The sequence below is a fragment of the Faecalibacterium sp. IP-3-29 genome (genome assembly GCF_023347335.1).
In the GTDB taxonomy this organism is placed as follows: domain Bacteria; phylum Bacillota; class Clostridia; order Oscillospirales; family Ruminococcaceae; genus Faecalibacterium; species Faecalibacterium duncaniae.
Genome location: NZ_CP094471.1, coordinates 570,266 through 596,807 on the forward strand (window position 1 = coordinate 570,266; position 26,542 = coordinate 596,807).

At 56.4% G+C, this 26,542-nt stretch carries 23 protein-coding genes; 9 read left to right on the forward strand and 14 right to left on the reverse strand.

Features of this window, described 5'->3' with window-relative positions:
- Window positions 1-135: 135 nt before the first annotated feature.
- From MTP40_RS02655 to MTP40_RS02670, 4 genes are all read right to left on the reverse strand, one after another.
- Window positions 136-1,101: a hypothetical protein gene (locus tag MTP40_RS02655; protein WP_154256254.1), complete on the reverse strand. Its 966-nt coding sequence runs from the start codon at window positions 1,099-1,101 to the stop codon at window positions 136-138.
- Window positions 1,102-1,112: 11 nt separating this feature from the next.
- Complete coding sequence (locus tag MTP40_RS02660; protein ID WP_249259767.1) at window positions 1,113-2,663, reverse strand: relaxase/mobilization nuclease domain-containing protein; 1,551 nt, start codon at window positions 2,661-2,663, stop codon at window positions 1,113-1,115.
- Window positions 2,635-3,069: a plasmid mobilization protein gene (locus MTP40_RS02665; RefSeq protein ID WP_227624322.1), complete on the reverse strand. Its 435-nt coding sequence runs from the start codon at window positions 3,067-3,069 to the stop codon at window positions 2,635-2,637. Before MTP40_RS02665 ends, MTP40_RS02660 begins: the two co-directional genes overlap by 29 nt.
- 864 nt (window positions 3,070-3,933) lie before the next feature.
- Window positions 3,934-5,022 carry an AraC family transcriptional regulator gene (locus MTP40_RS02670; protein ID WP_154256248.1) on the reverse strand — a complete coding sequence of 363 codons (1,089 nt, stop codon included), beginning with the start codon at window positions 5,020-5,022 and terminating at the stop codon, window positions 3,934-3,936.
- Between the two features lie 234 nt (window positions 5,023-5,256).
- Between MTP40_RS02670 and MTP40_RS02675 the strand changes: the two genes are divergently transcribed.
- Together MTP40_RS02675 and MTP40_RS02680 are read left to right on the forward strand one after the other, a co-directional pair.
- On the forward strand, window positions 5,257-6,648 hold the full coding sequence (locus MTP40_RS02675; RefSeq protein ID WP_249259768.1) for a PTS transporter subunit EIIC: 1,392 nt from the start codon (window positions 5,257-5,259) through the stop codon (window positions 6,646-6,648).
- 88 nt (window positions 6,649-6,736) lie between these two features.
- Window positions 6,737-9,424 carry a glycosyl hydrolase gene (locus MTP40_RS02680; protein WP_249259769.1) on the forward strand — a complete coding sequence of 896 codons (2,688 nt, stop codon included), beginning with the start codon at window positions 6,737-6,739 and terminating at the stop codon, window positions 9,422-9,424.
- A 399-nt stretch (window positions 9,425-9,823) separates the two neighbouring features.
- Here MTP40_RS02680 and MTP40_RS02685 read toward each other — a convergent pair whose 3' ends face one another.
- The 4 genes from MTP40_RS02685 to MTP40_RS02700 all read right to left on the reverse strand — a co-directional run bounded on the left by MTP40_RS02685 (window position 9,824) and on the right by MTP40_RS02700 (window position 14,929).
- Window positions 9,824-11,263 carry a glycoside hydrolase family 1 protein gene (locus tag MTP40_RS02685; protein ID WP_249259770.1) on the reverse strand — a complete coding sequence of 480 codons (1,440 nt, stop codon included), beginning with the start codon at window positions 11,261-11,263 and terminating at the stop codon, window positions 9,824-9,826.
- 72 nt (window positions 11,264-11,335) lie between these two features.
- Window positions 11,336-12,163 (reverse strand): rhamnulose-1-phosphate aldolase, encoded by an 828-nt coding sequence (gene rhaD / locus MTP40_RS02690; protein WP_249259771.1) that lies wholly within the window; start codon window positions 12,161-12,163, stop codon window positions 11,336-11,338.
- Between the two features lie 27 nt (window positions 12,164-12,190).
- Window positions 12,191-13,609, reverse strand: a complete 1,419-nt coding sequence (locus MTP40_RS02695) for an arabinose isomerase (protein WP_249259772.1) — start codon at window positions 13,607-13,609, stop codon at window positions 12,191-12,193.
- A 12-nt stretch (window positions 13,610-13,621) separates the two neighbouring features.
- Entirely contained in the window at window positions 13,622-14,929 is a 1,308-nt protein-coding gene (locus MTP40_RS02700) for a rhamnulokinase (RefSeq protein WP_154256237.1), read from the reverse strand.
- Between the two features lie 150 nt (window positions 14,930-15,079).
- Here MTP40_RS02700 and MTP40_RS02705 point away from each other — a divergent pair, with 150 nt between their 5' ends.
- Complete coding sequence (locus MTP40_RS02705) at window positions 15,080-15,952, forward strand: AraC family transcriptional regulator (protein WP_249259773.1); 873 nt, start codon at window positions 15,080-15,082, stop codon at window positions 15,950-15,952.
- A gap of 107 nt (window positions 15,953-16,059) precedes the next feature.
- Window positions 16,060-17,556, forward strand: a complete 1,497-nt coding sequence (locus MTP40_RS02710) for a recombinase family protein (protein WP_249259774.1) — start codon at window positions 16,060-16,062, stop codon at window positions 17,554-17,556.
- Between the two features lie 43 nt (window positions 17,557-17,599).
- On the opposite strand, the gene MTP40_RS02715 is transcribed toward MTP40_RS02710, so the two are convergent.
- Complete coding sequence (locus MTP40_RS02715; RefSeq protein WP_005936443.1) at window positions 17,600-18,031, reverse strand: RrF2 family transcriptional regulator; 432 nt, start codon at window positions 18,029-18,031, stop codon at window positions 17,600-17,602.
- A gap of 280 nt (window positions 18,032-18,311) precedes the next feature.
- Between MTP40_RS02715 and cysK the strand changes: the two genes are divergently transcribed.
- Complete coding sequence (gene cysK / locus MTP40_RS02720; protein WP_005936447.1) at window positions 18,312-19,244, forward strand: cysteine synthase A; 933 nt, start codon at window positions 18,312-18,314, stop codon at window positions 19,242-19,244.
- A 90-nt stretch (window positions 19,245-19,334) separates the two neighbouring features.
- On the forward strand, window positions 19,335-20,276 hold the full coding sequence (locus tag MTP40_RS02725) for a tRNA dihydrouridine synthase (protein WP_249259775.1): 942 nt from the start codon (window positions 19,335-19,337) through the stop codon (window positions 20,274-20,276).
- Window positions 20,277-20,321: 45 nt separating this feature from the next.
- On the opposite strand, the gene MTP40_RS02730 is transcribed toward MTP40_RS02725, so the two are convergent.
- On the reverse strand, window positions 20,322-20,567 hold the full coding sequence (locus MTP40_RS02730) for an IreB family regulatory phosphoprotein (RefSeq protein ID WP_005936452.1): 246 nt from the start codon (window positions 20,565-20,567) through the stop codon (window positions 20,322-20,324).
- A 187-nt stretch (window positions 20,568-20,754) separates the two neighbouring features.
- Here MTP40_RS02730 and MTP40_RS02735 point away from each other — a divergent pair, with 187 nt between their 5' ends.
- Window positions 20,755-21,171: a holo-ACP synthase gene (locus MTP40_RS02735; protein WP_249259776.1), complete on the forward strand. Its 417-nt coding sequence runs from the start codon at window positions 20,755-20,757 to the stop codon at window positions 21,169-21,171.
- A 143-nt stretch (window positions 21,172-21,314) separates the two neighbouring features.
- Window positions 21,315-21,665: a type II toxin-antitoxin system PemK/MazF family toxin gene (locus MTP40_RS02740; RefSeq protein WP_005936458.1), complete on the forward strand. Its 351-nt coding sequence runs from the start codon at window positions 21,315-21,317 to the stop codon at window positions 21,663-21,665.
- Between the two features lie 53 nt (window positions 21,666-21,718).
- Here MTP40_RS02740 and MTP40_RS02745 read toward each other — a convergent pair whose 3' ends face one another.
- Window positions 21,719-22,105, reverse strand: coding sequence for a metal-dependent transcriptional regulator (locus MTP40_RS02745; RefSeq protein ID WP_035395062.1), 387 nt, complete (start codon window positions 22,103-22,105; stop codon window positions 21,719-21,721).
- Between the two features lie 403 nt (window positions 22,106-22,508).
- Between MTP40_RS02745 and MTP40_RS02750 the strand changes: the two genes are divergently transcribed.
- Window positions 22,509-23,651: a ribose-phosphate pyrophosphokinase gene (locus tag MTP40_RS02750; RefSeq protein ID WP_097772746.1), complete on the forward strand. Its 1,143-nt coding sequence runs from the start codon at window positions 22,509-22,511 to the stop codon at window positions 23,649-23,651.
- A 96-nt stretch (window positions 23,652-23,747) separates the two neighbouring features.
- On the opposite strand, the gene MTP40_RS02755 is transcribed toward MTP40_RS02750, so the two are convergent.
- From MTP40_RS02755 to MTP40_RS02765, 3 genes are all read right to left on the reverse strand, one after another.
- Window positions 23,748-24,299 carry a Fe-S-containing hydro-lyase gene (locus MTP40_RS02755; RefSeq protein ID WP_207684805.1) on the reverse strand — a complete coding sequence of 184 codons (552 nt, stop codon included), beginning with the start codon at window positions 24,297-24,299 and terminating at the stop codon, window positions 23,748-23,750.
- A gap of 156 nt (window positions 24,300-24,455) precedes the next feature.
- Window positions 24,456-25,295: a fumarate hydratase gene (locus tag MTP40_RS02760; RefSeq protein WP_207684804.1), complete on the reverse strand. Its 840-nt coding sequence runs from the start codon at window positions 25,293-25,295 to the stop codon at window positions 24,456-24,458.
- A 15-nt stretch (window positions 25,296-25,310) separates the two neighbouring features.
- On the reverse strand, window positions 25,311-26,483 hold the full coding sequence (locus MTP40_RS02765) for an NAD(P)-dependent malic enzyme (protein WP_249259777.1): 1,173 nt from the start codon (window positions 26,481-26,483) through the stop codon (window positions 25,311-25,313).
- Window positions 26,484-26,542 lie beyond the last annotated feature (59 nt).

A 26,542-nucleotide genomic window follows, 5' to 3' on the forward strand; every position in this document is an offset into this window, starting at 1 on the left:
TCCTTTGATCGTCCCACTGCGGCGAAGTCGGGCGGGAAAATCAGGATTACATGTTATATCAGGCGCAAGGGGCGGAAGTTTTCTACCCTGCACTTGCTTTTGGTGGATTTGTTGGTGACGTATAAGTGCCTTCCGTTATGCGGTCTTTTCTTCTTCAAGGGCTTCTGCAAGAGCCTTTTCCAGATAGGTTTCGATTTCAGTCAGATAGTTAGCAGGCCTCTGCATTGCGAAGCGGAGAACCTTCTGCTTTTCCGGGTCAGTGAAATAACTGGGATTGTTTTTGAGCGTTTTCTTCCATGAGTTTTTCATCATTTCGGTCGCGCGGCTCAAGGACTTGTAAACCTTCATAAACTCGTCCGGTACATGATAGCACCGGAATTCTTCTGTTTGTGGTGTGGGCATGGAAACAGGTTCCGCTTTTTCAGGTTCAAACTCTGCGCTGGCAGATTCCAGTACTTCCAATGCCTCTGGATGCAGGATTTGAGCAAGAACATCTAAACGATGCTCGGCACTTGCCTGCACGAGCTTGGACATTTCTTCGTTCGTGAACTTTACTTCGCCGGAAAAGACTTTCTGCTTGATGCCGGGAGAAAGCGTATCTGCGATGTCGATGCCCCGTGTATAGTGGCTGGCACGGAGAACAGAGGCACGGCTGACACCGTTTTCCTCTGCGATCCGGTCGCAGGTTTTCTTCCCGGAGTGGTGGTTATCATCGTGAGCACCACCACTTTTCTTTGCTAAAGTGTACTGGTTGCCCCGAAAGATTTTTGCAGCTTTCTTCTCGGCTTCGTACTGTTTGCCAATCAGATAACGCTTCTGTTCGGGACTCAAGTTGCGCCGCCCCAACTGATTTTTGCAGATCCATGCGAGGACTTCTTCTCTGCTTTCAAATCGGAGCGGCATGGTGGAGAAGTAAATCTCCGGGTGCTTCTGGAGGATGGCATAACGGTTGTGGCCGTCAACGAGGGTGTTTCCCCAGACGATCAAAGGAGAAAGCAGCTTGCCTTCCTTGAGGATGTTTTCTTCAAGCTGCTTGTACTCATCGTCCGTCAGCGGCGGAATCTGATTCTGGAACTCCGGGTCGATTTTCAGATTGATCATACGCACACTCCTTATCTCTCGTGATGCTGCGTCTGTTTTTCCTCCCGGAAGAACAGGGCAACATTCTGTTTTGCGTCTTTCAGTTTGAGCAGCTCGGACTTGGCTTCCTTGTACTGCTCATAAAACTGGGCCTTTTCGGAGGCAAGCGCGCAGTATTCCGCTTCCAACTTGTTCGGGCTGGGCAGGCAGGTGATGTTGTTTGCCTTGAGATAGGCTGCTGCCGCCCGGTATGCTGTCAGTTCTGCACGGTACTGATCTTCAAAGGCTGCGGGGGATTTGACAGCGTTCCGTTTCTGCGTAAGCGGTCGATACTGCTTGTAGGCAGCAGCGTGGCTGCGCAGCTTCTGATTGTCTGCCATGCGGGTTTCGAGGTCGAGCACGACTTCCTTTGCACTGTCGTACTGCGTTTGCAGTTCATCAATGCGCTGGTCAAGTGCGCCCTCGTTGAGCAGACCTTTCTCCTGCAAGAGAATCAAGGTCTGGGCCATGGCTTTGAGGTTATGCTTCTTCGCCCAACGCTCGTAGCCAATGCTCTTGCCCTGCTTCAGCTTCGCCTGAATGTCCACCAGTTTCTGAATCCTGTCGGGCTTGTCTGTTGCGATAGGCTGGATGGTCGGGGCAAGCCGGATGTTCTGAGCGAGTGCGGCGAGCACCTGCTTTTTCTCAAACTTCTTGCTCAGCTTCCGGGCGGTGATGAACTTTACCCGATTGGGCGGGCAGTAGCTCAATCGCCCTCGGCTCTCTTTCACGGCAACGCCGTGTTCCTGCATGAGCAATGCAGAAAATTCCTCGAAGGTGGTAGCCTTCTTCAGAACAGAGTCGATTTGCTTTCGCAGCGTTTCCAGTTCCGTCTGGTAGACAGTCTGTTTAGGCTTCTGCCCCGCTACGATCAGTCGTGCGTTGGCTTGGTCAAGCCGTTTCTGTCCACGCCGCCGCGCCCAGTATTCCCGTTCAGAAACACGGTTGCCTTGTGCTTCCAGTAGGTTGATCTGGTGCAGGTCAGCGCATTCGCACATTTCCATGACTGCGACACGCAGGTGCCGCATGGTCTGGGCTGTGCTGGAGTGCTTCATGCCCTCACGCCAGTCACGAGGCTTCTGCATATAGGGCTTGCGTTCCACTTCTCGTGTGCGGATGCTGCCGATCACGATGTGGACATGGATATTTCCCGAATGGTTATGCCCATCCGGGTGGGTGCAGACGATGGCAGGATGACCGGGAAAGTTTGCTTTACAGAAGTTCAGGCCGAGAGCCTGTGCTTTTTCCATGGTCAAGCCGTTGTCGGCTGCATCTCTGGGGTCAAAGCTGATGATATACTGGTGGCTCTTAATATCATCGGGGTGGTTGTTCTTGTTGTACTTTCGGTTTGCCAGCAGGCAGGCCGTTGCAAACGAGAAATCGCCGCATTCAAGCGTATCCAGAATGTACGAATCCCGCAGCATGGGCCTGCCTTGTTGATCAAGAAGCTGCTTCCCGGTGAACTCATCGTGCTGGTAAATCAGGTACGCTTCGATGGCGGAGTAGTCCGAATTCTTAGAGGCGATATGCTTGAGCGTTGCCATACAGTTCACCAAGAATTTTCTCGGCGTTGAGCCGGAAGGCAGTCAGGTCTGTAAGTTCGTCAAGAAGTTTCGCCCGGAGTTGTTCGGTATCTGCTCCACCGGAGTTGAAGTGTCGTGCGAGTTGGTTCAGGTTTCCGCCCACCTTGCCGCACTGGGCAAGCAGAGTGGAAACGGCGTTCAGGGTTTCTTCTCCGCCGCCGGCAACGACAACCGTGCGCTCGATCTTTGCACTGTGCAGCGCACGGCGGATGAGAGTGGACAGGGAGAGATGAAGGAGTTTTGCGGTATTTTCAAGTTCCAACTTTTCAGTTTCCGTCACACGGAACTTGATGATGTGCGTTTTGTTGTTCGGCGTGTCGTGGCGGTGGGTCGTGCTGGGATTCGCTTTGACATTCGTTTTGTTCATTGAACCTCCTGTCGTCTTGCTAGCTTCTCGGTGAAGCTATGTAAGCACGACACGCCGTTCTTTCGCACCGCAAGGTGCGAATATGAGCAGGGTTTGGGGCAGGCACGCCCCAACAAGATCACTTCGGAAATGCAGATGTATTGAAGAAGTGAAGTCCCGATGGAGCACAACATTTTCAAGAATTGAAAATTTGTGGCCACGGGACGGTTCTTGCCCTCCACCGCTGCGCTCAAAACGTATTTCCGAAAATTGTTTCCGAATTGTTAAGACACAAAAATAAGTAGAGAGTTCCGCTGCTCGTGTATGTTGATCGCCGTTTGACCCGAACGAAGTTCCTGCCCCTGTTTTGCAGCGGCGTTGGCCGGAAAGCCGGTATCACATTCGGACGGCTCATGAAATTTTCAAGGTACAGCTTCCCGGAAAAGAAAAAGACCGCCCACGCAGTACAGGCGAAGGATTTTGTCGGGTGAAACGGCGGCAAAACGATCGGGTGTGTTGTGGGGCGGTACGTTCTTTTGGGGGCAATCACTCACTGAAAGTGGTGGTTATCACGGTGAGAACCACCACTTTTCATAGCAAGCCAACTTTTCAATGCATCGGCAACATCGTTGGCTTGCATATCGCAAATATGAAGTTTCGGTTGAGCCAATTTCTTATCTTGCGATAATGTGATTTGTGACAAAGGGTATCATGGTTTGCAAGGTGCGTCAAGATGGTTTTGAGTATTTTATTGTGGTAAAGCAATAATAGTAGGACTTATAGAAAAAATTGGAAGCTTTCAGCATAGCGGACACTTCCATAAGTTTTTACCCATTCATACTGAAATTTCAAGTCTATGTTTCGGATAAAAAACTGTTCTGCTTTTCAACGTATATCTTCTGCCAGGGCACCGCCAGTGGCACGATATACAGCTGGCGTACAGCCGTAGCGCACCTGAAACTTTTTATAAAAGAAGTTCTGGTTGGAATAGCCACACTGGTTGGCGATCTGACTAATAGGTGCTTCGGTGGTCAACAGCAGGAAGGCGGCGCGGGACAGCCGCCCATCCGATACCAGATCCTTGAAGGCACTGCCGGTGCCCTCCTTGACCATGCGAGAAAGGTAATTGGGGTGGAAGCCAAAATGCGCTGCGGTGCTTTCCAGTGTGCAGTCGATGCAGTGGTCATCCATGTATTGCAGCACTTCGGTGAGGTAGTTCTTGTTGGATTTGTGGTATTCGTGTTCCTGATTGCCCTGATAGCAGCGTGCCAGCTCGATGAAGATCAGGCTCATATAATTCTCCACCGCACCCGCCGTGCAGGTGGTAGGGTCCAGATATTCGCAGAACACACACTCAAACAGATCCCGGAAAATATACGACCGCTCCGTATGAAACAGCAGATAATGGTCGTGATCGTTGCGCTCGTTCAGCGCATTGGAAAGAAACCGCGGCACCGCTCCACTGGCGGCAAGCCGCTCGATGAAGCTTGCCTTGAAATAATTCTGCCCCATCAGGCAGTTGAGCAGGATGTCGTTTTCGCCGGTGGGCAACACCCGGTGCACCACATCCCGGTCCAGAATGGTCACATCGCCGGTGTGCATCTCAACCGTCTGGCCGTTGATCTCTTGCACGCAGGTGCCGGAGTACACATAGTTCATTTCAATGTAGTTGTGGCGGTGCAGCGGCACCATGCCAAAACGGGTCTGCTTGTTAAAGGCCAGATTGCCTCCCTCCAGCACGCGGGGCGCAATTTTTGGGGAGATCACACCATGCAGATTGGAGGCCGCCTGTTTTTTAGGGGACGGAAAAAACAGGATCTCATCGCTGTTGTCCGCACCCGTCACAACAGTCGCTTCGCCCTCATACCGGAAATTTTTGAAATAGATCAGAGAATCCTCCGGGTGCTCCCGGTAGTGCAGTTCTTTTTCACTGAGGGGAAAGAGCATTTCCCGGAATGCCTCACGCGCCAGCATGGCAGATACCTCCCAAAAGGTTTGATTTTGTCAGTGAGTGTCTTAAACTTTGCCAGTATCGTTCGACGAAAAGTTTGATTTTGTCAGCACCGGAGTTTGCTTTTGAGATTGTGACACCGTGCCGGATACGGTACAATACAGGTACGATTTGGACACAAGCATACAATGAAATGCCAGCTGTGTCAAGTTTTTGTGCGTATTTTGGAAGATGTCAAAGAGAAGGAGAACAAGATCATGGCAAGAAAAGACTACGATCAATTTGCCGATGAGCTGATCGCGGCAGTCGGCGGCAAAGAGAACATTGTCAGTGTGACGAACTGCATGACCCGTCTGCGCTTTGTGCTGGCAGACGAGAGCATCGTCAAGGATGACGAGGTCAAAAAGATCAAAGGCGTGATGAGCGTTGTGCACGGTGCAGGACAGTACCAGATCCCCATCGGTACTTATGTCTCTGACCTGTGCCCCGTCGTCAAGGCAAAGCTGGGCCTGACGGAGGATGCCATGGCTGCCGGCAAGGCCAAGGCCGAAAGCATGCGTGTGGTCAAGAAGGACAGCTTCTTCAACAAGTTCTTCAAGGCCATTTCCGGCTGCATCCTGCCCATGATCGCACCCATGGCCGCCGGTGGTATCATCAAGGGCGTTCTGACCATCCTGACCACCTTCGGTGTGCTCACCAGTGACAACGGCATTTACCTGATCCTGTATGCAGCGGCCGATGCGTTGATGTACTTTATGCCCATCATCGTCGGTTTCTCGGCCGGCAAGGTCTTTGGCATGAATCCTTATACCGCTGCTGTCATCGGCGCAGCGATGCTGTACCCGAAGCTGGCTGCTTTCGTGGGCGCGGAGGAAACGCTTACCTTCTTCGGCCTCAAGGTCACGATGCTGGATTACTCCCAGACCCTGCTGCCCATCCTGCTGGCCGTCTTTGTGGCAAGCTGGATCGAAAAGGCTGCGAAAAAGATCATCCCGCAGATGCTGCAATTGATGTTCGTGCCGACTGTGGTGCTGGTCATCACGCTGCCGCTCACCCTGCTGGTGGTCGGCCCGGTCATGACAGGCGTTTCCAATGCTCTGGCTACCGGTGTCAACGCGCTGTACAATGCGGTGCCTGTGGTCTGCGGCGGTGTTCTGGGCGCGTTCTGGCAGCTGTTCGTCATGATGGGTGTCCATGCAGCCATGATCCCCATCATCCTCAACAACATTACCACCCTGGGTTACTGCCCGGTCAACGCCATCTTGGGCCTGACCGTCTGGGCACTGGCTGGTGTGGCTCTGGGCTACGCACTCAAGGTGAAGGATGGTGAGACCCGTGCAACGGCATTCGGCACCATGGCTTCTGCGCTGTGCGGCATCACCGAGCCGGTCATCTATACCGTGGCCCTGACCAACTTCAAGCGGTTTATCTGCGCCTTCGTGGGTGGCGGCGTTGCCGGTGTCATCGGTGGTATCCTGGGCATCAAGTTCTACACCTGGGGCGGTGACGGCATCTTCCGTATCCCGTCCATGATCAACCCCGCAGGTCTGGATATCAGCTTCTGGGGCTTCCTGATCTGTGCAGCCATTGCCTTTGTGGTTTCTGCAATCGGCAGTTATGCTGTGACCAGCGCGGACGAAAAAGCGTAATATTTCCCGCATGGCACCTGCCTCTTGCAAAAGGGACGGGTGCTGTGCTATGTTCAGAGTGAGTGAAACGGAAGGAAAGGACCCGAGCATGAAAAGCGTTTGTGATGTCCTGCATGGACAGACCCCCAATGCCCTGTATCCCTTTTTGTGGGTGCATGGCGTAGAGAGTGAAGAAGAACTGCGCCGCGAGGTGCAGAAGATCCGCGAAAGCGGCATCGGCGGCTTCTGTGTGGAAGCCCGTCCGCACAAGGATTTCAACGGTCCGGGCTGGTTCCGGGATCTGGCCCTGCTGCTGGACGAAGCAAAGCGCACGGGTATGGAGATGTGGATCTTGGATGACAGCCACTTTCCCACCGGTTTTGCGGATGGTGCGGTCAAGCGGGAGCACCCGGAGCTGTGCAAAAAGTTTCTCTGCTGCAAAACGCTGGATTATGCCGGCCCGATGGAGAACATGACCGCTGTTCTCAAGTATGCCCTCCGCGACCCGCGTGACAAAATCCTGGCTGTGACCCTGAGCCGCAAAACCGCGTTTGAAACCATTGACCCGACCACAACCATCGACTTGACGGACAAAGTTTATACTTTTGAAGATGCCCGTACGGGGGAGATCATGCTTTCCTCCATGGGCCAGCCGCTGCCCGGCAACCCCAAGGAAGGTCCCTGCGTGGCCGTGGATTTTGACCTGCCGGATGGACAGTGGACTCTGAACGTCATCACTGTCAGCTACAAGGGCGGCGAGAAACAGACGGAAGGCTATCTGAACCCGCTGGATTCGGCGGCGACCAAGGTACTGCTGGATACCGTCTATGAGCCGATCTATGCCCACTTCGGGGAGGAGTTTGGCAAAACGCTGTGCGGGTTCTTCTCGGATGAGCCGCGGCTTGGCAACATCCACGGGGCGGAGGATGCCGCCATCGGCCACAACAGCGCCATGAACCTGCCCTGGCGGGATGGCATGGAGAACCTGCTGGCCGGAAAGCTGGCCGGAACGGCTCTGACAGACCGTGCTGCCGGGAACATCCGTGCGTTGCTGCCGCTGTTGTTCCTGCACAGCAGCGATGAGAGCGCTCATGTGGCACAGTATACCTATATGGATCTGGTCAGCCAGCTGTACAGCGACAACTTTGATGGTGTTCTGGCGGCCTGGTGCCATGCCCACCACTGCGAGCACATCGGCCATACCATCGAGGACAACAATGCCACGGCTCGTCTGGGCTATGGTGCAGGGCACTTCTACCGCGCCATGGCGCATCAGGATATGTCCGGTATCGATGTGGTCATCCAGCAACTGCTGCCCGGTATGGATGAGGGAATGTTCAAGGGCATGCACAGCCCCGGCTGGGACGGCGAGTTTTTTACCTATATGTTGGGCAAGCTGGGGGCAAGTCTGGCCCACTTGGACCCTGCCAAGAAAGGCCGTGCCATGTGTGAGCTGTTCGGTGCCTATGGCTGGGGCGAAGGCAACCGCCTGTGCAAGTGGCTGTCGGACTATATGCTGGTGCGCGGCATCAATCAGTTTGTGCCGCACGCCTTCAACGCGGCACCCTTCCCGGACCCGGACTGCCCGCCGCATTTCTATGCCCACGGCCATAATCCGCAATATCCGGAATTCCGGCAGGTAGCCAACTACCTCAACCGGATGTCCGCAGTGCTGTCTGGCACCCATGTGGCTCCGGTGGCGCTGCTGTATCAGGCCGAAGCCGAATGGAGCGGCGAGTTTATGCTCACCCAGAAACCAGCGGCCCGGCTGGCCCGCAATGGTATCGACTATGAGCTGGTGCCCTGTGAGGTGTTGAAAGCGGACACCGCGAAGGATGGTGCGCTGCACCTGAACGGCATGCAGTTCCGCGCGCTGGTCATCCCGTACGCCGAGGCGCTGCCTGTTGCACTGCTGGAGAATGTACAGCGCTATCTGGATGCTGGGGTCAAAGTTTATTTTGTGGGCGGTCTGCCCATTCGCTGCTGTGAAGGCGGTCCGGCACCGGTACTGGAACATGCGGTCGTCACCACGCTGGATGCGCTGGTGGAGACGCTTACGGCAGACAGTATCCCTGCGCTGCATCTGAGCGCAGCGGCACCATATCTGCGATACTACCACGCTCGGCAGGCAGACGGTGATGTCTACTTCTTCACGAATGAGGGCACGCAGCCGCTTTGCACCACTGTGACTGGTGCAAAGCCCGGTGCAGCCTTTGTATACGATGCCTTTGCCAACGTTGTGACGGCAGCACCGGATGCCTTTGCTCTGACACTGGCTCCTTATGAATCCCGCTGCATTCTGGTGCCGGATGACCCGACTGCATTGCAGGTGCAGGCGGTGGCGGCTCTGCCTGCCGGTGTTCCGGCGGACTGCATTCATTTGACAGCATGCACTGTTTCGCTGGCCGATGCCGACACTGGCTGCGCCGAATATGGTGCCCCGCTCCCGCTGGAAAAACTGCTCTCTCTGCACCGTCTGCCGGGCTGCATCGCGTTTGCAGGCCGGGCACGGTATGCATTCCGCTTTACGCTGAACGAAGCACAGGCCGCACGGCCCGCCGTGCTGGCCCTGACGGCACAGGAAGGTGCAATCGTCCGAGTGAACGGGACGGACTGCGGTGTACGGATCTGCCCTCCTTACCGCTATGCAATCTCCGGTTCCCTGCACACCGGGGAGAATTTGTTGGAAATCGAGGTGAACACCACCCTTGGCCGCCGGATGAATGATTTTCTGGGGCAGTATATGCCCACCGAGCCACAAGGCTTGAAGAGTGAAGTAACCATACAGCTGTTCTAAAAAACTATAATCAACGATGCCCTTTGTTACTGACAAGGGGCATCGCTTTGTTTTGTGCGCGTTGAAAAGCAACCTTAAAATGTCAAATTCTTCCCACAGATTTTTCAACAGGATATTGCGGAGCAACTAAGGTTTGACGCATACGATCGTTCTGATTTTTTTCGTAGAAAAGGATGCGTTTTCAGTTTGTCTCGTTATAATTTGGAAAAGGACTTCTTCGGGTCAGAAGCCAGACAGAAAAGGTGGAATTTGATGCTGTTCTTGTCGTTTCTGTTTCATAACACTTTCAGAATGCGACTAAAAAATGAGACAGGCCAGCCTCTTTTCGGGCCGTCTATCTCATTTTTTTGGAAAAACTGTTTTACAACAATCGCGCGATATCAGAGATGATCCAGAAAATCAGGAGAGATCCTCGCCATTGGAGGCGATGACTTTCTTATACCAGTAGAAGCTGTCCTTCTTCTCCCGGCTCAGGTCGCCGGTGCCGTCATCAAATTTGTTGACGTAGATAAAGCCATAGCGCTTTGCCATCTCACCTGTGGACGCAGACACCAGGTCGATGCAGCCCCAGGGGGTGTAACCCATCAGATCCACGCCGTCCTTCACGGCCTCGGCCATCTGCTCGATGTGCTGGCGCAGGTAGTCGATGCGGTAGCTGTCGTGGATCTTGCCGTCCTCGCTCTTCACATCGTAAGCGCCCAGGCCGTTTTCCACTACCATCATGGGCAGATGATAGCGATCGTAGATCTCGTTCAGGGTGTAGCGCAGGCCAATGGGGTCGATCTGCCAGCCCCAGTCGGAAGCCTTCAGGTAGGGGTTCTTCTTTCCGGCAACGATGTTGCCGCCCACATCCTCGGTATCTTTATGGGTTGTGATGCAGTTGGACATATAATAGCTGAAGGTGTAGAAATCCACCGTGCCTTCTTTCAGGATGTCAGCGTCCTCGGGCTGCTGCAGGATGGTGATACCGTTCTCGGCGAACCAGCGCTTCATATAGCTGGGATACTCGCCGCGCACCTGCACATCGGAGCAGAACCAGTTGGTAATCTGCATCTTCTGCTGGTTGGCGATCACATCGGCAGGGTCACAGGTCAGCGGATAACTGGTGATGAAGCAGATCATGTTGCCCATCTTGAACTGGGGATAGTTGTCGTGGGCGTACTTGACCGCCTTGGCGCTGGCCACGAACTGGTGATGAAGTGCCTGAAAACGCTCCTGCTTGTTGTCGGGCACATCGGCGGTGGAGCCTTCAAAGCCTTTGATCGTGCCGGTCTCGAGGATCGCGCCCATGGGCATGGTGCCGCAGTTAATCTCGTTGAAGGTCAGCCAGTACTTTACCTTGTCCTTGTAGCGCTCAAAGATTGCCTTGCAGTAGTTCATGTAGAACTCAATCAGTTCCCGGGAAGCCCAGCCGTTGTACTTTTCCACCAGAGCATAGGGCAGCTCGTAATGGCTGATGGTGACCAGCGGCTCGATGCCGTGCTTCTTGCAGCAGTCGAACACGCGGTCGTAGAACTCCAGACCATTCTCATTGGGTTCCGTTTCCCAGCCGTTGGGGAAGATGCGGGTCCAGTTGATGGAGGTGCGGAAGGTCTTGAAGCCCATCTCCGCAAACAGAGCAATGTCCTCTTCGTAGTGGTGGTAGAAGTCGATGGCTTCATGACTGGGGTACAGGCGGTCCGGGTGGATGTGGGTGGTCACCCACTTCGGGCTGGTGTGGGAGCCGTTGGTACACATATCCGGTACGCTGGGGCCTTTGCCGTCCACGTCCCAGGCACCCTCGAACTGGTTGGCTGCACATGCACCGCCCCACAGGAAATCATCGCGGAAAACACTCATAATCTCTTATTCTCCTTCTTATCGATCAATCGTTTCTTGTTCTTGAAAGGCTCATCACTGTAATTAAGAAAATCAGTCGAGGAACTCCTCGTTCAGGGTCACGCCAAAGTCGCGGGCGATGGCGCGCAGGTCATCATCGGTGATGGTCTGACGGATGAGGCCGCCGCTCATGCTCAGCACCTTGACATAGATCTCGGCACTCTTCTCGATGGTGTGAGCCAGACCAAAGGCGATGTCAAAATCCGGGCCGGAAACGAACAGGCCGTGCTGTGCCCAAATGGCTGCCTGATATTTCTTCATCAGTTCGCTGGTGGCCATGGCGATGTCTGCACCGCCGGGCACCATCCAGGGGCAGACGCCCACACCTTCCGGGAAGACCACCGGGCACTCGGTGGCGCTCTGCCACAAAGCACGGGAGAAGTCGCGGTCGGTCAGGGGCAGAATGTAGGTCAGAGCGATGACATTGGTGGCATGGCAATGGTAGATGACGCGGTTTGCGCCGTTCGTGGCCGCCTTGCGGACGCTGTGGTTCATGAAGTGGCTGGGGAACTCGGAAGTGGGCTTTGCGCCGCCTTCCAGGCCCCAGACGATGCGCCAGCTGTCGCCCTTGTCGTTGATCTCCACGATGCCGATGCTGTGGATGGGGTCCGGCTCCACATTGCGGAAGAACTTGCCGGAACCGGTGGTGATGAAATACTCCCCGGCCAGGTTGTCGGCCTGCACGCCCATGTTGACCCATTCACCGGGCTGTGCATTGAAGAAGGGACGGCACTCGGCCACTTCCTCTTCCTTCATACGGTAGGTCAGGTTGCCGCCGTTGCGCTCGTGCCAGCCCTGCAGCCAGCCGTCGTTGCACATGCGGATGTAGCCCTTGACGATTGCAATATCCAGAATGCCCATGATAAAATACCTCTCTTTTCTCTCAGCTTATCGGGTGATGACGTCCACCGGAATATTGAAGATCTTTGCCACCTTCAGGATGGTATCGATGTGGCGGCCGGTGGCAGCAGCCATGTGATGGGTGGGGCCTGCCTCGCTCCAGCGGTTGCAGAACTCCCGTGCCCCGCAGGTAAAGCGGGTGCGCATGTTGGTGTCACCAAAGGTGAAGATGGGGCCAGGCTCGTTGACGCCCTCGGCCACCACGAACTTGAAGTGACCGTCCTTGTCCTGCGTGATGCCCAGATAGGTCACGGGGCCAAGGTGCGGATAGAACTGGGTCAGATAGCCGCCGCCGGTCTTGCCGTGGAACACCGGCACGATCTTCATGGTGGGCTTCTTCTCGGAAATGTCGGCATCGCCGGAACCGGAATGGCCGATGATGCAGATATCCTCGTCAAAGTCGATGGAGTACATCTCACTCAGCTGGCCGCAGCCTGCAATGGTCTTGAGGATGGACATGGCCATAGCCACCTTGATGTCACCCTCCACGGCACAGGCAACGCCCTGCTTGATAAGCATGGAGAAGGCCGGGATCAGCATGCTGTCCAGCACACCGGCCTTGCCCTTGGCAAAACCATCGTAATGCGACGCGATGAAGGCGATCTTCTCGTCCTTGACCCACTGCTCAAAGGCGACGACATACTTTGCCATCTCCCAGACCTTTTCCACCGTGCCGCCGCCTTCGATATCGAAGGTATTCAGGATATCCTCTGCCTTGGCACGGATGGCAGCTTCGTCGGTGATGTTGTCGGCGATGGCCCACATCTTTTCCCAGTCGAACTGCTTGGTATACAGCCACATCCGGTTGTAGAGATTCGTTTCGTCGATGTACAGGTCCATCATACCGGGATACGGGCGGCCGATCTGGGCCAGATTGGTGTCGCGGAAACGGCGGCGCACCTGAGCCGCACGGCACCAGTCCTCGATCTCGGCCTGCACCTGCGGGTCGCCGCCTTCTACCACACCGGTGATGACGGCATGACGCTTGCCGGCACGCTCCAGATCGGCCACCATCTCGCCCACGGCACCGCAGGCGTACAATTCACCCAGCCAGGTGGGCGTATCGGTGTTGGCGTAGTCCGGGGCTTTCTTCTTCTGGACGTTCACCAGCACGACCGGGACATCCAGATCCCGCACAGCAGGCAGCATGTTGTAGGAAGTGGCGTAGGTCAGCAGCTGCAGGATCACCAGGTCCACATCTGCAGCGCGGAACTTATCACCCGCCGCCATGGACAGCTCTTTGGTGGTGACGATGCCGCCGTCGATGACCTCCACGGTGTCCGGGATGGTCTTTTTGAAGGCAGCGTACTGCTGCTCAAATTCGGGCACGAGGGTCGGGAACTGGGGCAGGTAGGCACCCAGCGCAATGGCGAACACGCCAACGCGGGCTTTGGTTTCAACCAGCATAATTTGTCCTCCTTAGTGGATGTTCATCTGTATTTTCAGGTTGCCGATGGCGGTCGCCTCAATGGGCAGGGCCACGACCTGTTTTCCGGTATAATGGGCGGTCAGCTCGTTCAGGGTGGCATTCTTGGCGCCGCCGCCTGCAATGTAGAGCTTGTCCCAGTGCTGCCCGGTGACGGCTTCCATCTCACGGTAGGCTTCGCCGTAGCAGTACGCCAGCGAATGATAGATGCAGTTGATGAGGTCAGCGTCCGTGGCAGGCGGTGCACCGGTCTCAGCAAGGGCAGCTCTGATTTCCGCGCTCATATCCTGCGGAGCCGAGAAACGCGCATCGTTCACATCAAAAATGCGGGTGTAGGTGCTGGCCTTTGCCAGCTCCACCATCTCCGCAAAGGAGATGCCCAGCTGCTTCTGCACGCACTGGATGATCCACAAGCCCATGATGTTTTTCAGATAGCGGATGTAGCCCACGCCGCCTTCATTTGTGAAATTTGCTTTGCAGCTTTCTGGAGTGGTGACCGGCTGTGCCAGTTTGACACCCAACAGGCTCCAGGTGCCGGAAGAAAGGAACGGTGCCTCCCCCTGCTCCATCGGGATGCCCTCCACCGCGCTGGCAGTGTCGTGGGTGGCACACAGCACCACGTTGGTCTGCCCGCCCACCTCGGAGGCGATCTCCGGCTTCAGCGGACCCAGCACCGTGCCGGGTGCGGTCAGCGGCGGGAACATGGTTTCCGGCAAGCCCAGCGCAGAGAGGATCTCCGGGTCGTATTCTCTGATCTGGGCGTTGACAAGGCCGGTGGAGGTGGCGTTGGTGTACTCACGGGCCTTGACGCCGCAGAGTTTCCAGAGTAGATATTCCGGAATCATCAGGAAATCGTCTGCCTGCGCCAGCCGCCCGGCTTTTTTGTCCGCATACAGCTGATACACCGTGTTGAATGGCTGAAACTGGATGCCGGTGCGCTCGTAGAGCTTCTCAAACGGGAGGATGCCGTGCACCTCATCCAGAACGGCCTGTGTCCGGCCGTCGCGGTAAGCATAGACCGGATAAAGGGGCTGTTCCTTTTTCAAAAGTACGTAGTCCACCGCCCAGGTGTCGATGGACAGGCTTTTGATGGCGGGGTACTTTGCAAAAGCCGCTTTGATGCCCTGTTTCACGTTGGCAAACAGGCTGTCGATGTCCCATTCCAGGTGGCCGTCCACCCGCCGGACACTGTTCGGGAAGCGGTAGACTTCCTCGGTCTGCAAGGTCCCGTCCTCCATCCAGCCGATGATATGCCGCCCGGACGATGCGCCGATGTCGATGGCGAGAAATTTTTCGTGCATAGTGCGCCTCCTTCTGTCTCTTTCCGGTACCAGTATAGCGGCCCGGAAAGGCGGATTCCATCCGCAAAGGTGACGCATTCTTTGTGAAAAGTCCACTCTTGCATCACAGGGTAAAAGCCGCTATACTGGAAGCAGAAAGGCGGGAGAAAAATGCTGACTTACAACATGGATGTGACCCCGGAAAGCATCTGGAAGCGCACGACGCTCAGCGAAGCGGAGCGTGCACAGCCCTATTCCTGCACCGAGGCGGGGCTATTCTATGCACAACAGCGGTTCTCCACCGCCCGCACCGATAAAGAAAGCTATATCCTGTTCTACACCCTCCGGGGTGCCGGTCTCATCGAGCAGGATGGGAACCATGTCGTGCTGGAGACCGGGCAGGCACTGCTGCTCAACTGCCGCACGGCACAGAGCTACTGCACCGCACCGGGGCAGAGCTGCTGGCACCACTACTGGGTGCATCTGGACGGTGCCGGTGTTGCGGCCATGGAGCCGCTGCTTCTGCCGGACAAAAAACTGACCCCGGTCCAATTGACCGGGGTCAGGATGCAGGAATTGTTTGAACTTGTTCTGGAGCAGATGGAGCTTGGCACGGTGGACAGCATGGTGCAGACAGGTCTTGCCCTGCACGAGATGCTTGCCCTCTGTGCACAGAGCCTGTTTGCGCAGGCGGAGATGACCACCAACCGCCAGCTGATCCTGCAGGCGGCAGAGACCCTGCGCAAGAACTACCGGCAGGAACTTTCCCTTGCCGATCTGCTGTCAAGTGCGCACATGAGCAAGAGTTATTTTCTGCGCCTGTTCCGGCGGTACATGGGCACAACGCCGTACAATTATCTGGTCAACTTCCGCATCACACAGGCAAAAGAGCTGCTGGTGCTCACCGACCACAGCATCAGTGAGATCGCACAGGAAGCAGGCTTCGGGGATGCCAGTAACTTCTCCACCCGCTTTGCCAAGGCCACCGGCCAGAGCCCGATGCAGTATCGGAAGAGCACATTAAAGAGCAAAGAATCCAAGTAAAAACACAGCTTGCATTCCCTTGCAAAATATGGTATATACATTATACGAAGAACAGCCTTGAATAAACGTACATTCGTTCAATGATGTGTAAAAGTGAGGTGCTTTCCATGAATGCTGTGATCTACGCTCGCTATTCCAGTGACAACCAGCGTGAAGAATCCATTGAGGGCCAGATTCGGGAATGCACAGCATATGCTGAAAGAAACGGCATTACAGTGGTCAGGCACTATATCGACCGTGCACTTTCTGCCAAAACAGACAATCGACCGGATTTTCAACAGATGATTCGGGACAGCAATAAAAAGTTGTTTGAAATCGTTTTGGTTTGGAAATTTGACCGTTTCGCTCGGAATCGCTTTGACAGTGCAAACTACAAGATGATTCTGAAAAAGAACAATGTCCATCTGATATCGGTCATGGAGCCGATTGCAGAAGGCTCGCAGGGCATTCTGGTGGAGACGCTGCTGGAGGGTATGGCAGAATACTATTCGGCGGAACTTTCCGAAAAAGTCATTCGTGGCCAGACCGAAAATGCGCTGAAAGGCAAATGCACAGGCGGCACAGGAACGATTGGCTATAAAATCGACGCAGATAAGTTCTATCGCATCGACCCGCTGATTTCACCGCTTGTATTGGAGGCTTTTCAGCGGTACGACAACGGTGAAAAAATCGTTGAGATCATGAACTACCTCAACGAAAAAGGGGTTCGTAATATGCTGGGTGGAAAGCTGACGTGCAGCAGCATGAACACCATGTTAAAGAACCGCCGCTATATTGGAGAACTTTCTTTCCGGGATACCGTTGTCCCGGATGCAATTCCAGCCATCGTTCCCAAGGATTTGTTTGACCGTGTGCAAAAACGTATGGAGAAAAACAAACGTGCTCCGGCTCGCGGAAAGGCAGATGAGGAATATTTGTTGACCACAAAGCTGTTCTGCGGTAAGTGCGGGGCATTGATGTTCGGCGAGAGCGGAACAAGTGCTACCGGGCGAACCTACTATTATTATAAATGTGCCACTGCCAAAAAGAAGAAAGGCTGTAACAAGAAAACCGTACAGAAGGAGTGGTTGGAAAATCTGGTCGTTCAGGAGACGATGAAGCTGATTCAGGATGATGCAGTGATTGAACGAATCGTTCAGCTGGTCATGGATTTCCAAAATCAGGAGAATACCGCGATCCCTCTGCTGGAAAAACAGCTCCGGGAAGTGGACCGAAAACTGGACAACCTGATGAAAGCAATCGAGGAAGGCTTGTTCACACGGACGACCAAAGAGCGTTTGGATGCGCTGGAAGCGCAAAAGGATGAACTGACCGCCAAAATTGCTGACGAAAAGCTAAGAAAGCCTTCCTTTAATGCTGACTTCATCCGATTCTGGTTGATGAAATTCAGAAAGTTCGATGTATCGCAGCAAAAGCAGCGCAAGGCACTGATTGAGATCTTTGTGAACGCCATTTTCCTCTACGATGACAGAATGCTGATCACGTTCAATTATAAAGACGGCTCTCAAACCGTCCGCTTCGAGGATACTTTGGCTGCCGATGAATTGGCAGGAAATAGTTCGGATTTGTCCAGCTCTGCTCGACCACGAGAAAAGCCACGATAAACCGTTTATAAGCGCGGTTTTGTCGTGGCTTTGTTTCTGTCATTTAGATGATATAATCATTCCCCGCCTGATCGGGTGCGGCGAGGTCGGCCAGAGTGATCTTGCCAAAGTAGTCGGCGATCATGTCGTTCAGGCCCTTCCACATCGTATAGGTTCGGCAGTTGGGCAGCCGTTCGCAGGCGGGAGCACCGGGCACAAGGCAGCTCACGGGGGCAAGGCTGCCCTCGGTCAGCAGCAGGATCTCTGCCACGGTGTACTGGTCGGGGGTGCGGGTCAGCCGGTAGCCGCCGCCCTTGCCGCGCAGACCTTCCAGAAAGCCGTTCTGCACCAGCACCTTCAGGATGTTTTCCAGATATTTTTCCGAGATCTCCTGCCGTTCGGCGACCTCCTTCAGCGGCACATACCGCTCCGCCTGGTGTTCGGCCAGGTCGATCATTACGCGCAGTGCATAACGGCCCTTGGTTGAAACGATCATAGCTTTTCTCCTTATCAACCCCTCAGACGCTTTGCGCCAGCGGCCCAGTCAGGGGCGGCAATGCGCAGGCATGGATAGCGGGGTTGCCTCTTCTCATTAACAAACCTATTATACAACAGGGTTTGTAACTTTTCAATCGCTTTTTCGTTTTTCCATTGACAAAGGGGGAAAAGAGGACTATAATACCATCAAACCTACAAACCATGTTGGTTTACAGGAAATATGGAATGCGTCAGAATAACATCCCGGGCTCTGCGCCCGCAGAGGGAGGACTTTTACTATGAGCAAGATTTACACTTCCGCAGATCAGCTGATTGGCCACACTCCGCTGCTGGAGCTGACCCATATTGAGAAGGAAGCCGACCTGAAGGCCACCGTTCTGGCCAAGCTGGAATACTTCAACCCCGCCGGCTCTGTCAAGGATCGCATTGCCAAGAAGATGATCGACGATGCCGAGGCCACCGGCAAGCTGAAGCCCGGTTCCGTGATCATTGAGCCTACCTCCGGCAACACCGGCATTGGTCTGGCCGCTGTGGCCGCTGCCAAGGGCTACCGCATCATCATCGTGATGCCCGAGACCATGAGCGTGGAGCGCCGCCAGCTGATGAAGGCTTACGGCGCAGAGCTGGTCCTGAGCGAGGGCGCAAAGGGCATGAAAGGTGCCATTGCCAAGGCGGATGAGCTGGCAAAGGAGATCCCCAACGCCTTTATCCCCGGCCAGTTCGTGAACCCTGCCAATCCGCAGGCACACATCGAGACTACCGGCCCTGAGATCTGGGAGGACACCGATGGTCAGGTCGATCTCTTTGTGGCTGGCGTTGGCACCGGCGGCACTGTTACCGGCGTGGGCAAGTACCTCAAGAGCAAGAACCCCAATGTCAAGGTCGTGGCTGTGGAGCCTGCTTCCTCTCCTGTGCTGAGCAAGGGCGTTGCAGGTGCGCACAAGATCCAGGGCATCGGCGCGGGTTTTGTGCCGGATGTGCTGGATACCAAGGTCTACGATGAGATCATCACCGTGACCAATGAGGATGCCTTTGCGACCGGCCGCCTCATCGGCCACAAGGAAGGCGTTCTGGTGGGTATCTCTTCCGGTGCTGCTGTCTGGGCTGCGCTGGAGCTGGCAAAGCGCCCCGAGAACGCAGGCAAGAAGATCGTTGCTCTGCTGCCCGATACCGGCGACCGTTACCTGTCCACCCCGCTGTTTGCTGAATAAGCTATAACCCCACAAGCCGCTGCGCAGAAATTTTTGCGCGGCGGCTTTTTTTGTGCTACAATAATCCCATCAATTCCAAGGAGAACTGTTATGAACTACTACGCCGCCCCGATGGAGGGGCTGACAGACCGCATTTGGCGGCAGGCCCACCAGCGCTGGTTCGGTGCACCGGAGGCACCGGTGCGGTACTATGCGCCGTTTCTCTCGCCGCCGGAGAACCGGGTGCTCATCAAAAAGAAGATGGCTGAGCTGGAACCGGCGGCCAACCCGGGGGTGCAGGTCATCCCGCAGCTGCTGGCAAAGGACGGTGAACTTGCGGCCTGGATGATCGGGGAACTGCGCCGGATGGGCTATACCGAGGTCAACCTGAACTTCGGGTGTCCCTCCGGCACCGTGACAGCCAAGGGCAAGGGTTCCGGAATGCTCCGGGACCCGCAGAAGCTGGATGCCTTTCTGGACGCTGTCTTTTCGCAGGCAGGCGGGCCGGTGTCGGTCAAGACCCGGTTGGGCGTGGCCCGGGCGGAGGAGTTCGGGGAGATCCTGAACGTTTACAACAAATACCCCCTCTGCGAGCTGACCATCCATCCCCGGGTGATGAAACAGCTCTACCGCGGCCAGGCCGACCGGGAAGCCTTTGCTGCCTACCTGCCCGCCTGCACTGCTCCGGTCTGCTACAACGGCGATGTGACCACTGTGGATGACCTGCGGGCACTGGAAGCGGCATTTCCGGGACTGTCGGGCATCATGGTGGGCAGGGGCCTCATTGCAGACCCTGCTCTTTTGCGCAAGGCTGTGGGCGGCTCTGCCGCTTCCCGGGAAGAACTGCGCGGCTACCATGATGAACTCTATCACGGCTACACCGAAGCCTTTGGGATGGCCAGCTGTGCCGTGAGCCGGATGAAGGCCCACTGGTTCTACCTCATCCACCTTTTCGATGGGGCCGACGCACTGGAAAAGCCCCTGCGCAAGGCCCGGGAAGGCTGGGAGTATGAGACGGTGGTGAACCAGATCTTTGCCTGCTGGCCAAAATAAAAGCCCGCCACCTCCTGCGAGGCAGCGGACTTGTGTAAGCGCGGCTCAGACGTTCAGGTAGCTGCGGAGCATGGCCTGCAGCAGATCGTCACGGTCAACTTTGCGGATGAGGGAGCGGGCTCCCTTGTATGTGGTGATATAAGTGGGATCTTCGGACAGGATATAGCCCACCAGCTGATTGACCGGATTGTAGCCCTTTTCCTTTAATGCATCGTACACCTGCTGTACGATCTCGTGAATCTCGTAGTCCTTTTTGTCGTGGATCGAAAAAATAGCAGTCGCGTCGCCCACGCAATGCACCCCCTTCGGTATCCCTCTCGCATTCCGTTCCGAGAGGTCATTGGAACTTATAGCCCATTGTACACGAAATGAACGCTGACTTCAAGATTCCAAGCTGGAATTTGCACACTTTGCCTAAAAATTTTTGAAAATTTGAGTAAAAAGAACGGAGCGAATTTTCCCGTTCAGGAGGTTTTTCATGGTCTACGGAATCGGCTGCGACCTGTGCAGCATTGCGCGGATGGAAAAGAGCCTGCTGGGCCCCCATGGCGCGGTCTTTGCACGCCGGGTGTTCGGCCCGGCTGAGCAGGCGGCACTGAGCCTGCCTCTGGCAGAGGAAGAGGGCACGGCCCGCCGCACCGCCCATACCGTGGCCAGCGCGGCGGCGGATTTTGCGGCCAAGGAGGCTTTCCTCAAGGCGGCGGGCACCGGTCTGCGGGAGCCCTTCTCCCTCTGCGAGATCGAAGCCGTCCGCCTGCCCGGCGGGGCACCGGCCTATCACTTTTCCGGCCGGAGCGCCCAGTGGGTGGAAGCACGCGGCCTGCGGGCGCATCTCTCCCTGAGCCATGAAGACGGCATGGCCATGGCATACTGCATCCTGGAAACGGAAACCTGAACTTCTCAGCTGCATACAATGGAATAAGCCCGCGCGTGCATAGCGGCCCTGCAGTCGGCTCATACTAAAGGCAGAGCGACTGAGGATGCGCAAAACGCACCACATAGCGGGCGCATCCTCCAAGATCAGGGAGGGAAGATTCCATGGAGGTACACAGAGGAGAAGTTTTTTACGCCGATCTTTCACCGGTGGTGGGCTCGGAACAGGGCGGCATCCGGCCGGTGCTCATCGTCCAGAACGAGATCGGCAACCGGCACAGCCCCACCGTGATTGCAGCGGCCATTACATCCCGGCTGGACAAAGCCCGCCTGCCCACCCATATCAACATCCGGGCGGCAGATACCGGCCTTGCCAAGGACAGTGTGGTGCTGCTGGAACAGATCCGCACACTGGATAAGCACCGCCTGCGCGAGCGGGCCGGGCAGATCACGCCTGAGGATCAGCGCCGGGTGAATCAGGCACTGGATGTCAGCCTTGGGCTGGACAGCTACTGACAAAAAAATGAGACTGCCAAGGCCTGGCAGTCTCATTTTTTTGATGATTTCGGTTATTTTACGCTGTCCTGCGCGTCGTGGAGCAGGGCATATTCGCGGATCTTTTCCAGCGTCTGCTCACTCAGGATATGCTCTGCCTTGCAGGCATCCTCGGCGGCGACCTCCTCGTCCACGCCAAGTTGCACAAAGAAGTGGGTCAGCAGGCGGTGGCGGCTGTAGATGCGCTCTGCGATCTCGCGGCCCGGTTCCAGCAGGGTCAGGTTGCCCTCACCGTCCACCGCGATATAGCCGTTCTCCCGCAGCTTTTTCATGGCAATGCTCACGCTTGCCTTGGTATAGCCCAGCTCATTGACCACGTCGATGGAACGGACACGGCCCATCCTCTGGTTGAGCATCAGGATCGTTTCAAGATAATCTTCTGCGGATTGGTGGATCTGCATGGTATCGGCCTCCTGCCTTCTTGATTCCCGGCCCGGGGCTGAAAACGCACGTCGGTTCGGTTTGTTATAGAATACCACATTCTCCCGGGGGATGCAAGCAATCCCTAAAAGTTTGTTAAAACAAACCGACTGAAACATGAAAAATCTGTGGGTTTGTGCGCAGGAACCACCGGGCAGCAGGCAGGGGGAAGGGGAAGAGGAAGGTAAAAGGATGGTTTTTTGTGTGAAACTCACAGTCTCCAACGTGTTTTTGAACAACAGCTGTGCAAGCCGCAGAAAATGGCTCCAAGACAGAAATTAGGTGTGTCGAAATCTGTTTTTTGTGATAAAATAAAAACAGATATGCGCTTTCAGCATCTGATTTCATCGTCAAGACAACAGGAACATTGAAGGAGTTGTAAGTATGTCCAACGAGATCAATCCGATGGCATTTTTCCAGGAACCCAGCGTGGCAGACCTGCGTCTGTTGGCCTGCCCCGGTGCAGAGGAACTGACCAAGCTGATCGACCAGCATCTGGTGGAATGGGCAAAGTCCGCAGGCGTGGAGAAGGATAGCTTTATCATCCCCTGCGAGTGCCCCCGCTTCCAGAGCGGTGACGCAAAGGGCCTGGTCAGGGAGTCTGTGCGCGGCGACGATATCTTTATCGTTATCGATCCGGGCAATTACAGCGTTACCTACAACCTGTTCGGTTACGAGAACCACCTCTCCCCGGATGACCATTTTGCCAACCTCAAGCGCCTGATCCAGGCAGTGGCCGGCAAGGCACACCGTGTGTCCGTTATCATGCCCAGCCTGTACGGCGGCCGTCAGCATCGCCGCGTGGTTCGCGAGAGCCTGGACTGCGCTGTGGCTCTGCAGGAGCTGCAGACCATGGGCGTGCGCAACATCATCACCTTTGATGCCCACGATCCCCGCGTTCAGAACGCTGTGCCGCTGCTCAGCTTCGACAATGCAATGCCCACCTATCAGGTGCTCAAGAGCCTGCTGAAGAAGAACCCCGAGATCAGTTTTGATAAGGAGAAGTTCATCGTGGTCAGCCCCGACGAGGGTGCCATGAACCGCAACATGTACTTCTCCAGCGTGCTGGGCTGCAACCTGGGCATGTTCTACAAGCGCCGCGATTACACCCGCGTGGTGAACGGCCGCAACCCCATTGTGGCACACGAGTATCTGGGCGATTCCGTTGAGGGCAAGACTGTTTTCATCGCCGACGATATCATCGCTTCCGGCGAGAGCATGCTGGAGGTTGCCGGCAACCTGAAGGAGCGCGGTGCTGCCCGCATCATTGCCAACGCAACCTTCCCGCTGTTCACCAGCGGCCTGAAGAAGTTCGATCAGGCAGTTGCCGATGGCAAGCTGGACTACGTTGTGGGCACCAACCTGACCTACCGCCAGCCCGAGCTGCTGACCCGCGACTGGTATGTTGACGTGGATGTCTCCAAGTATGCTGCCTACTTTGTGGTAGCACTGAACCACGATATGTCTGTTTCCAGCATCATCGATCCCATCAAGAAGATTGAGGCTCTGCTGGCAAAGCGCAGCTGATCAGAAAGAATGCAATGCAAAAGGAGCTGTACTCCCGCGGGGGTACAGCTCCTTTTCGTATGTACAGCATTCAGCAGAAGCCGGGGCTGCTGTTCCTCAGCGGTTCCGGTAGGCCTCCGGGCCTTCCAGATACAGATCCCCGCCGTGGGCATCCAGGATGACAGTCAGGGGCATATCCTGCACGGTCAGGCGGCGGACGGCCTCACAGCCGAGGTCGGGCCAGGCGATGACCTCCAGCGTCTGGATGCGTTTGGCCATCAGGGCACCGGCACCGCCCAGAGCGGCCAGATAGACCGCGCCGTTGCGGACAACGGCTTCCTTGACAGCGGCATCCCGCTTGCCCTTGCCGATCATAATTTTGTTGCCCAGGTCCAGCAGGCGGGGGCTCATGGCATCCATCCGGCCGCTGGTGGTGGGGCCGGCAGAGCCGATGACCTCACCCGGGCGCTCCGGGGTGGGGCCGACATAGTAAATGGCGCTGCCCTCAAGATCGAAGGGGAGCGGTTCGCCCCGGTCCAGTGCTTCGATCATCCGCTTGTGGGCCTGATCCCGGGCGGTGTATACCACGCCGGAGAGCAATACGGTATCGCCTGCCCTGAGGGGGGCCAGATCCTGGGCGGTGCAGGGGGTGGTTAAGGTATATTGCATAGGTTTCTCCTTTGTACAACCTCTCAGTCGGGCTTGCGCCCGCCAGCTCCCCTGGTAGGGGAGCCTCTGGCGTATCCAGCAAGCTTTACCCGGCTGCCAAGGCCTCTCCTACTAGGAAAGGTGGCAATGCGAAGCATTGACGGAGAGGTTTGACCCTTATAAAGTCGCGCTGGCGCGGCGGGTGACATGGCAGGAAACGTTCACGGCCACGGGCAGGCCCGCCACATGGGTGGGCATCTGCTCAATGGCAAGGCCCAGACAGGTGGTCTGGCCGCCAAAGCCCTGCGGGCCGATGCCCAGCTCATTGATTGCGGTCAGCAGCTCCCGCTCCAGACCGGCATAGTAGGGATCGGGGTTGGGAACATCCAGCGGGCGGAGCAGCGCCTTTTTGGCCAGATAGGCCACCTTGTCAAAGCTGCCGCCCACGCCGATGCCCAGCACGATGGGCGGGCAGGGGTTGGAACCGGCCAGCTGGACGGTCTCCAGCACGAACTTCCGGAAGCCCTCCACGCCGTCGGCGGGCTTGAGCATCTGGATGCGGCTCATGTTCTCGCTGCCAAAGCCCTTGGGGGCCACGGTGATGGTGCAGCCGTCGCCGTCCACCAGATGAACGGTGATGGCTGCGGGGGTGTTGTCGCCGGTGTTGCCCCGGCGCAGCGGGTCAGCCACGATGCTCTTGCGCAGGTAGCCGTCGGTGTAGCCGCGGCGCACGCCCTCGTGGATGGCGGCTTCAAAGCTGCCGTCGATGTGGACATCGGTGCCCAGCTCCACGAACACGCAGGCCATGCCGGTGTCCTGGCAGATGGGCAGGTCTTTTTCTCTGGCGGCGCTCAGGTTAGACCACAGCAGGTCCAGGGTATTCTTTGCCAGCGGCCAGGGCTCTTCCTGCCGGGCCTTGTCCAGTGCCGCCTGCACATCCTGCGGCAGGCGGGTATTGGCCTCGATGCAGAGCCGGGCTACGGCATCGGTGATGGCTTGTGCGGAGATGTTCCTCATCTCGTGTTCCTCCCTTTACAGGCGGGCAACGCCGGTCTCGCGGGCAGCCTTTGCCACAGCAGCAGCCACGGCCTCGGCCACACGGGGGTCGAACGCGCCGGGGATGATGTTCTCCTCGCTGCGGTCGGCAGCGGTGATTAGGTCAGCGATGGCATAGGCTGCGGCCAGCTTCATCTGGTCGTTGATATCGCGGGCGCGGACGCTCAAAGCACCCTTGAACAGGCCGGGGAAGCAGAGCACATTGTTGACCTGGTTGGGGAAGTCGCTGCGGCCGGTGGCCATCACGCGCACGCCGCCTGCCTTGGCTTCGTCCGGCATGATCTCCGGGGTGGGGTTGGCCATGGCAAAGACGATGGCATCCTTGTTCATGGTCTTGCACAGCTCGGTGGTCAGGATGCCGGGGCGGGACACGCCGATGAACACGTCGGCTCCCTCGATGGCTTCCTTCAGGCCGCCCTTGATCTGGCGGGGGTTGGTCACCTCGCCCAGCCAGTTCTTGTGGGCCTCGGCGCTGTTGCAGCCCTTGTACAGGGTGCCGAACTGGTCCACGGCCACGATATCCTTTGCGCCAGCGGTCATCAGCATCTTGATGATGGCAGTACCGGCAGCGCCAGGGCCGTTCAGGACGATGTGCACGTCCTCCATCTTTTTGCCCACCACGCGCAGGGCGTTGATGAGGGCAGCGGTCACCACGATGGCGGTGCCGTGCTGGTCATCGTGGAACACGGGAATATCCAGCTCCCGCTCCAGCGTCTCTTCGATCTCGAAGCACTCGGGGCTCTTGATATCCTCCAGATTGATGCCGCCAAAGGTGGGGGCAATGGCCTTGCAGGCCGCGATCACACTGGCGGCATCGTGGGCATCGATGCAGATGGGGAAGGCATCCACGCCGCCGAACTCCTTGAACAGCACGGCCTTGCCCTCCATCACAGGCAGACCAGCCTCGGGGCCGATGTCACCCAGGCCCAGCACGGCGGTGCCGTTGGAGACAACGGCCACCATGTTGCCCTTGAAGGTGTACTTATAAACATCGTCGGGGTTTTCCTTGATCTTGCGGCAGGGCTCGGCAACGCCGGGGGTGTAGGCGGTAGACAGGTCATCACGAGTCTTGACCTCCACCTTGCTGGTAATGCCCACCTTGCCGTGGTGGGTCTCGTGCATTTCAAGGGCGGCTTTGTTGTAATCCATGGGGTGTTCCTCCGTTTGTATCGGGCGCTTCCCGCGGAAGGAAGCGCCCGGGGTTTCTC

Coding starts and splice junctions, on each gene's coding strand:
- MTP40_RS02655 (WP_154256254.1), bottom strand. CDS start 1,101: ATGATCAATCTGAAAATCGACCCGGAGTTCCAGAATCAGATTCCGCCG.
- MTP40_RS02660 (WP_249259767.1), bottom strand. CDS start 2,663: ATGGCAACGCTCAAGCATATCGCCTCTAAGAATTCGGACTACTCCGCC.
- MTP40_RS02665 (WP_227624322.1), bottom strand. CDS start 3,069: ATGAACAAAACGAATGTCAAAGCGAATCCCAGCACGACCCACCGCCAC.
- MTP40_RS02670 (WP_154256248.1), bottom strand. CDS start 5,022: ATGCTGGCGCGTGAGGCATTCCGGGAAATGCTCTTTCCCCTCAGTGAA.
- MTP40_RS02675 (WP_249259768.1), top strand. CDS start 5,257: ATGGCAAGAAAAGACTACGATCAATTTGCCGATGAGCTGATCGCGGCA.
- MTP40_RS02680 (WP_249259769.1), top strand. CDS start 6,737: ATGAAAAGCGTTTGTGATGTCCTGCATGGACAGACCCCCAATGCCCTG.
- MTP40_RS02685 (WP_249259770.1), bottom strand. CDS start 11,263: ATGAGTGTTTTCCGCGATGATTTCCTGTGGGGCGGTGCATGTGCAGCC.
- rhaD (WP_249259771.1), bottom strand. CDS start 12,163: ATGGGCATTCTGGATATTGCAATCGTCAAGGGCTACATCCGCATGTGC.
- MTP40_RS02695 (WP_249259772.1), bottom strand. CDS start 13,609: ATGCTGGTTGAAACCAAAGCCCGCGTTGGCGTGTTCGCCATTGCGCTG.
- MTP40_RS02700 (WP_154256237.1), bottom strand. CDS start 14,929: ATGCACGAAAAATTTCTCGCCATCGACATCGGCGCATCGTCCGGGCGG.
- MTP40_RS02705 (WP_249259773.1), top strand. CDS start 15,080: ATGCTGACTTACAACATGGATGTGACCCCGGAAAGCATCTGGAAGCGC.
- MTP40_RS02710 (WP_249259774.1), top strand. CDS start 16,060: ATGAATGCTGTGATCTACGCTCGCTATTCCAGTGACAACCAGCGTGAA.
- MTP40_RS02715 (WP_005936443.1), bottom strand. CDS start 18,031: ATGATCGTTTCAACCAAGGGCCGTTATGCACTGCGCGTAATGATCGAC.
- cysK (WP_005936447.1), top strand. CDS start 18,312: ATGAGCAAGATTTACACTTCCGCAGATCAGCTGATTGGCCACACTCCG.
- MTP40_RS02725 (WP_249259775.1), top strand. CDS start 19,335: ATGAACTACTACGCCGCCCCGATGGAGGGGCTGACAGACCGCATTTGG.
- MTP40_RS02735 (WP_249259776.1), top strand. CDS start 20,755: ATGGTCTACGGAATCGGCTGCGACCTGTGCAGCATTGCGCGGATGGAA.
- MTP40_RS02740 (WP_005936458.1), top strand. CDS start 21,315: ATGGAGGTACACAGAGGAGAAGTTTTTTACGCCGATCTTTCACCGGTG.
- MTP40_RS02745 (WP_035395062.1), bottom strand. CDS start 22,105: ATGCAGATCCACCAATCCGCAGAAGATTATCTTGAAACGATCCTGATG.
- MTP40_RS02750 (WP_097772746.1), top strand. CDS start 22,509: ATGTCCAACGAGATCAATCCGATGGCATTTTTCCAGGAACCCAGCGTG.
- MTP40_RS02755 (WP_207684805.1), bottom strand. CDS start 24,299: ATGCAATATACCTTAACCACCCCCTGCACCGCCCAGGATCTGGCCCCC.
- MTP40_RS02760 (WP_207684804.1), bottom strand. CDS start 25,295: ATGAGGAACATCTCCGCACAAGCCATCACCGATGCCGTAGCCCGGCTC.
- MTP40_RS02765 (WP_249259777.1), bottom strand. CDS start 26,483: ATGGATTACAACAAAGCCGCCCTTGAAATGCACGAGACCCACCACGGC.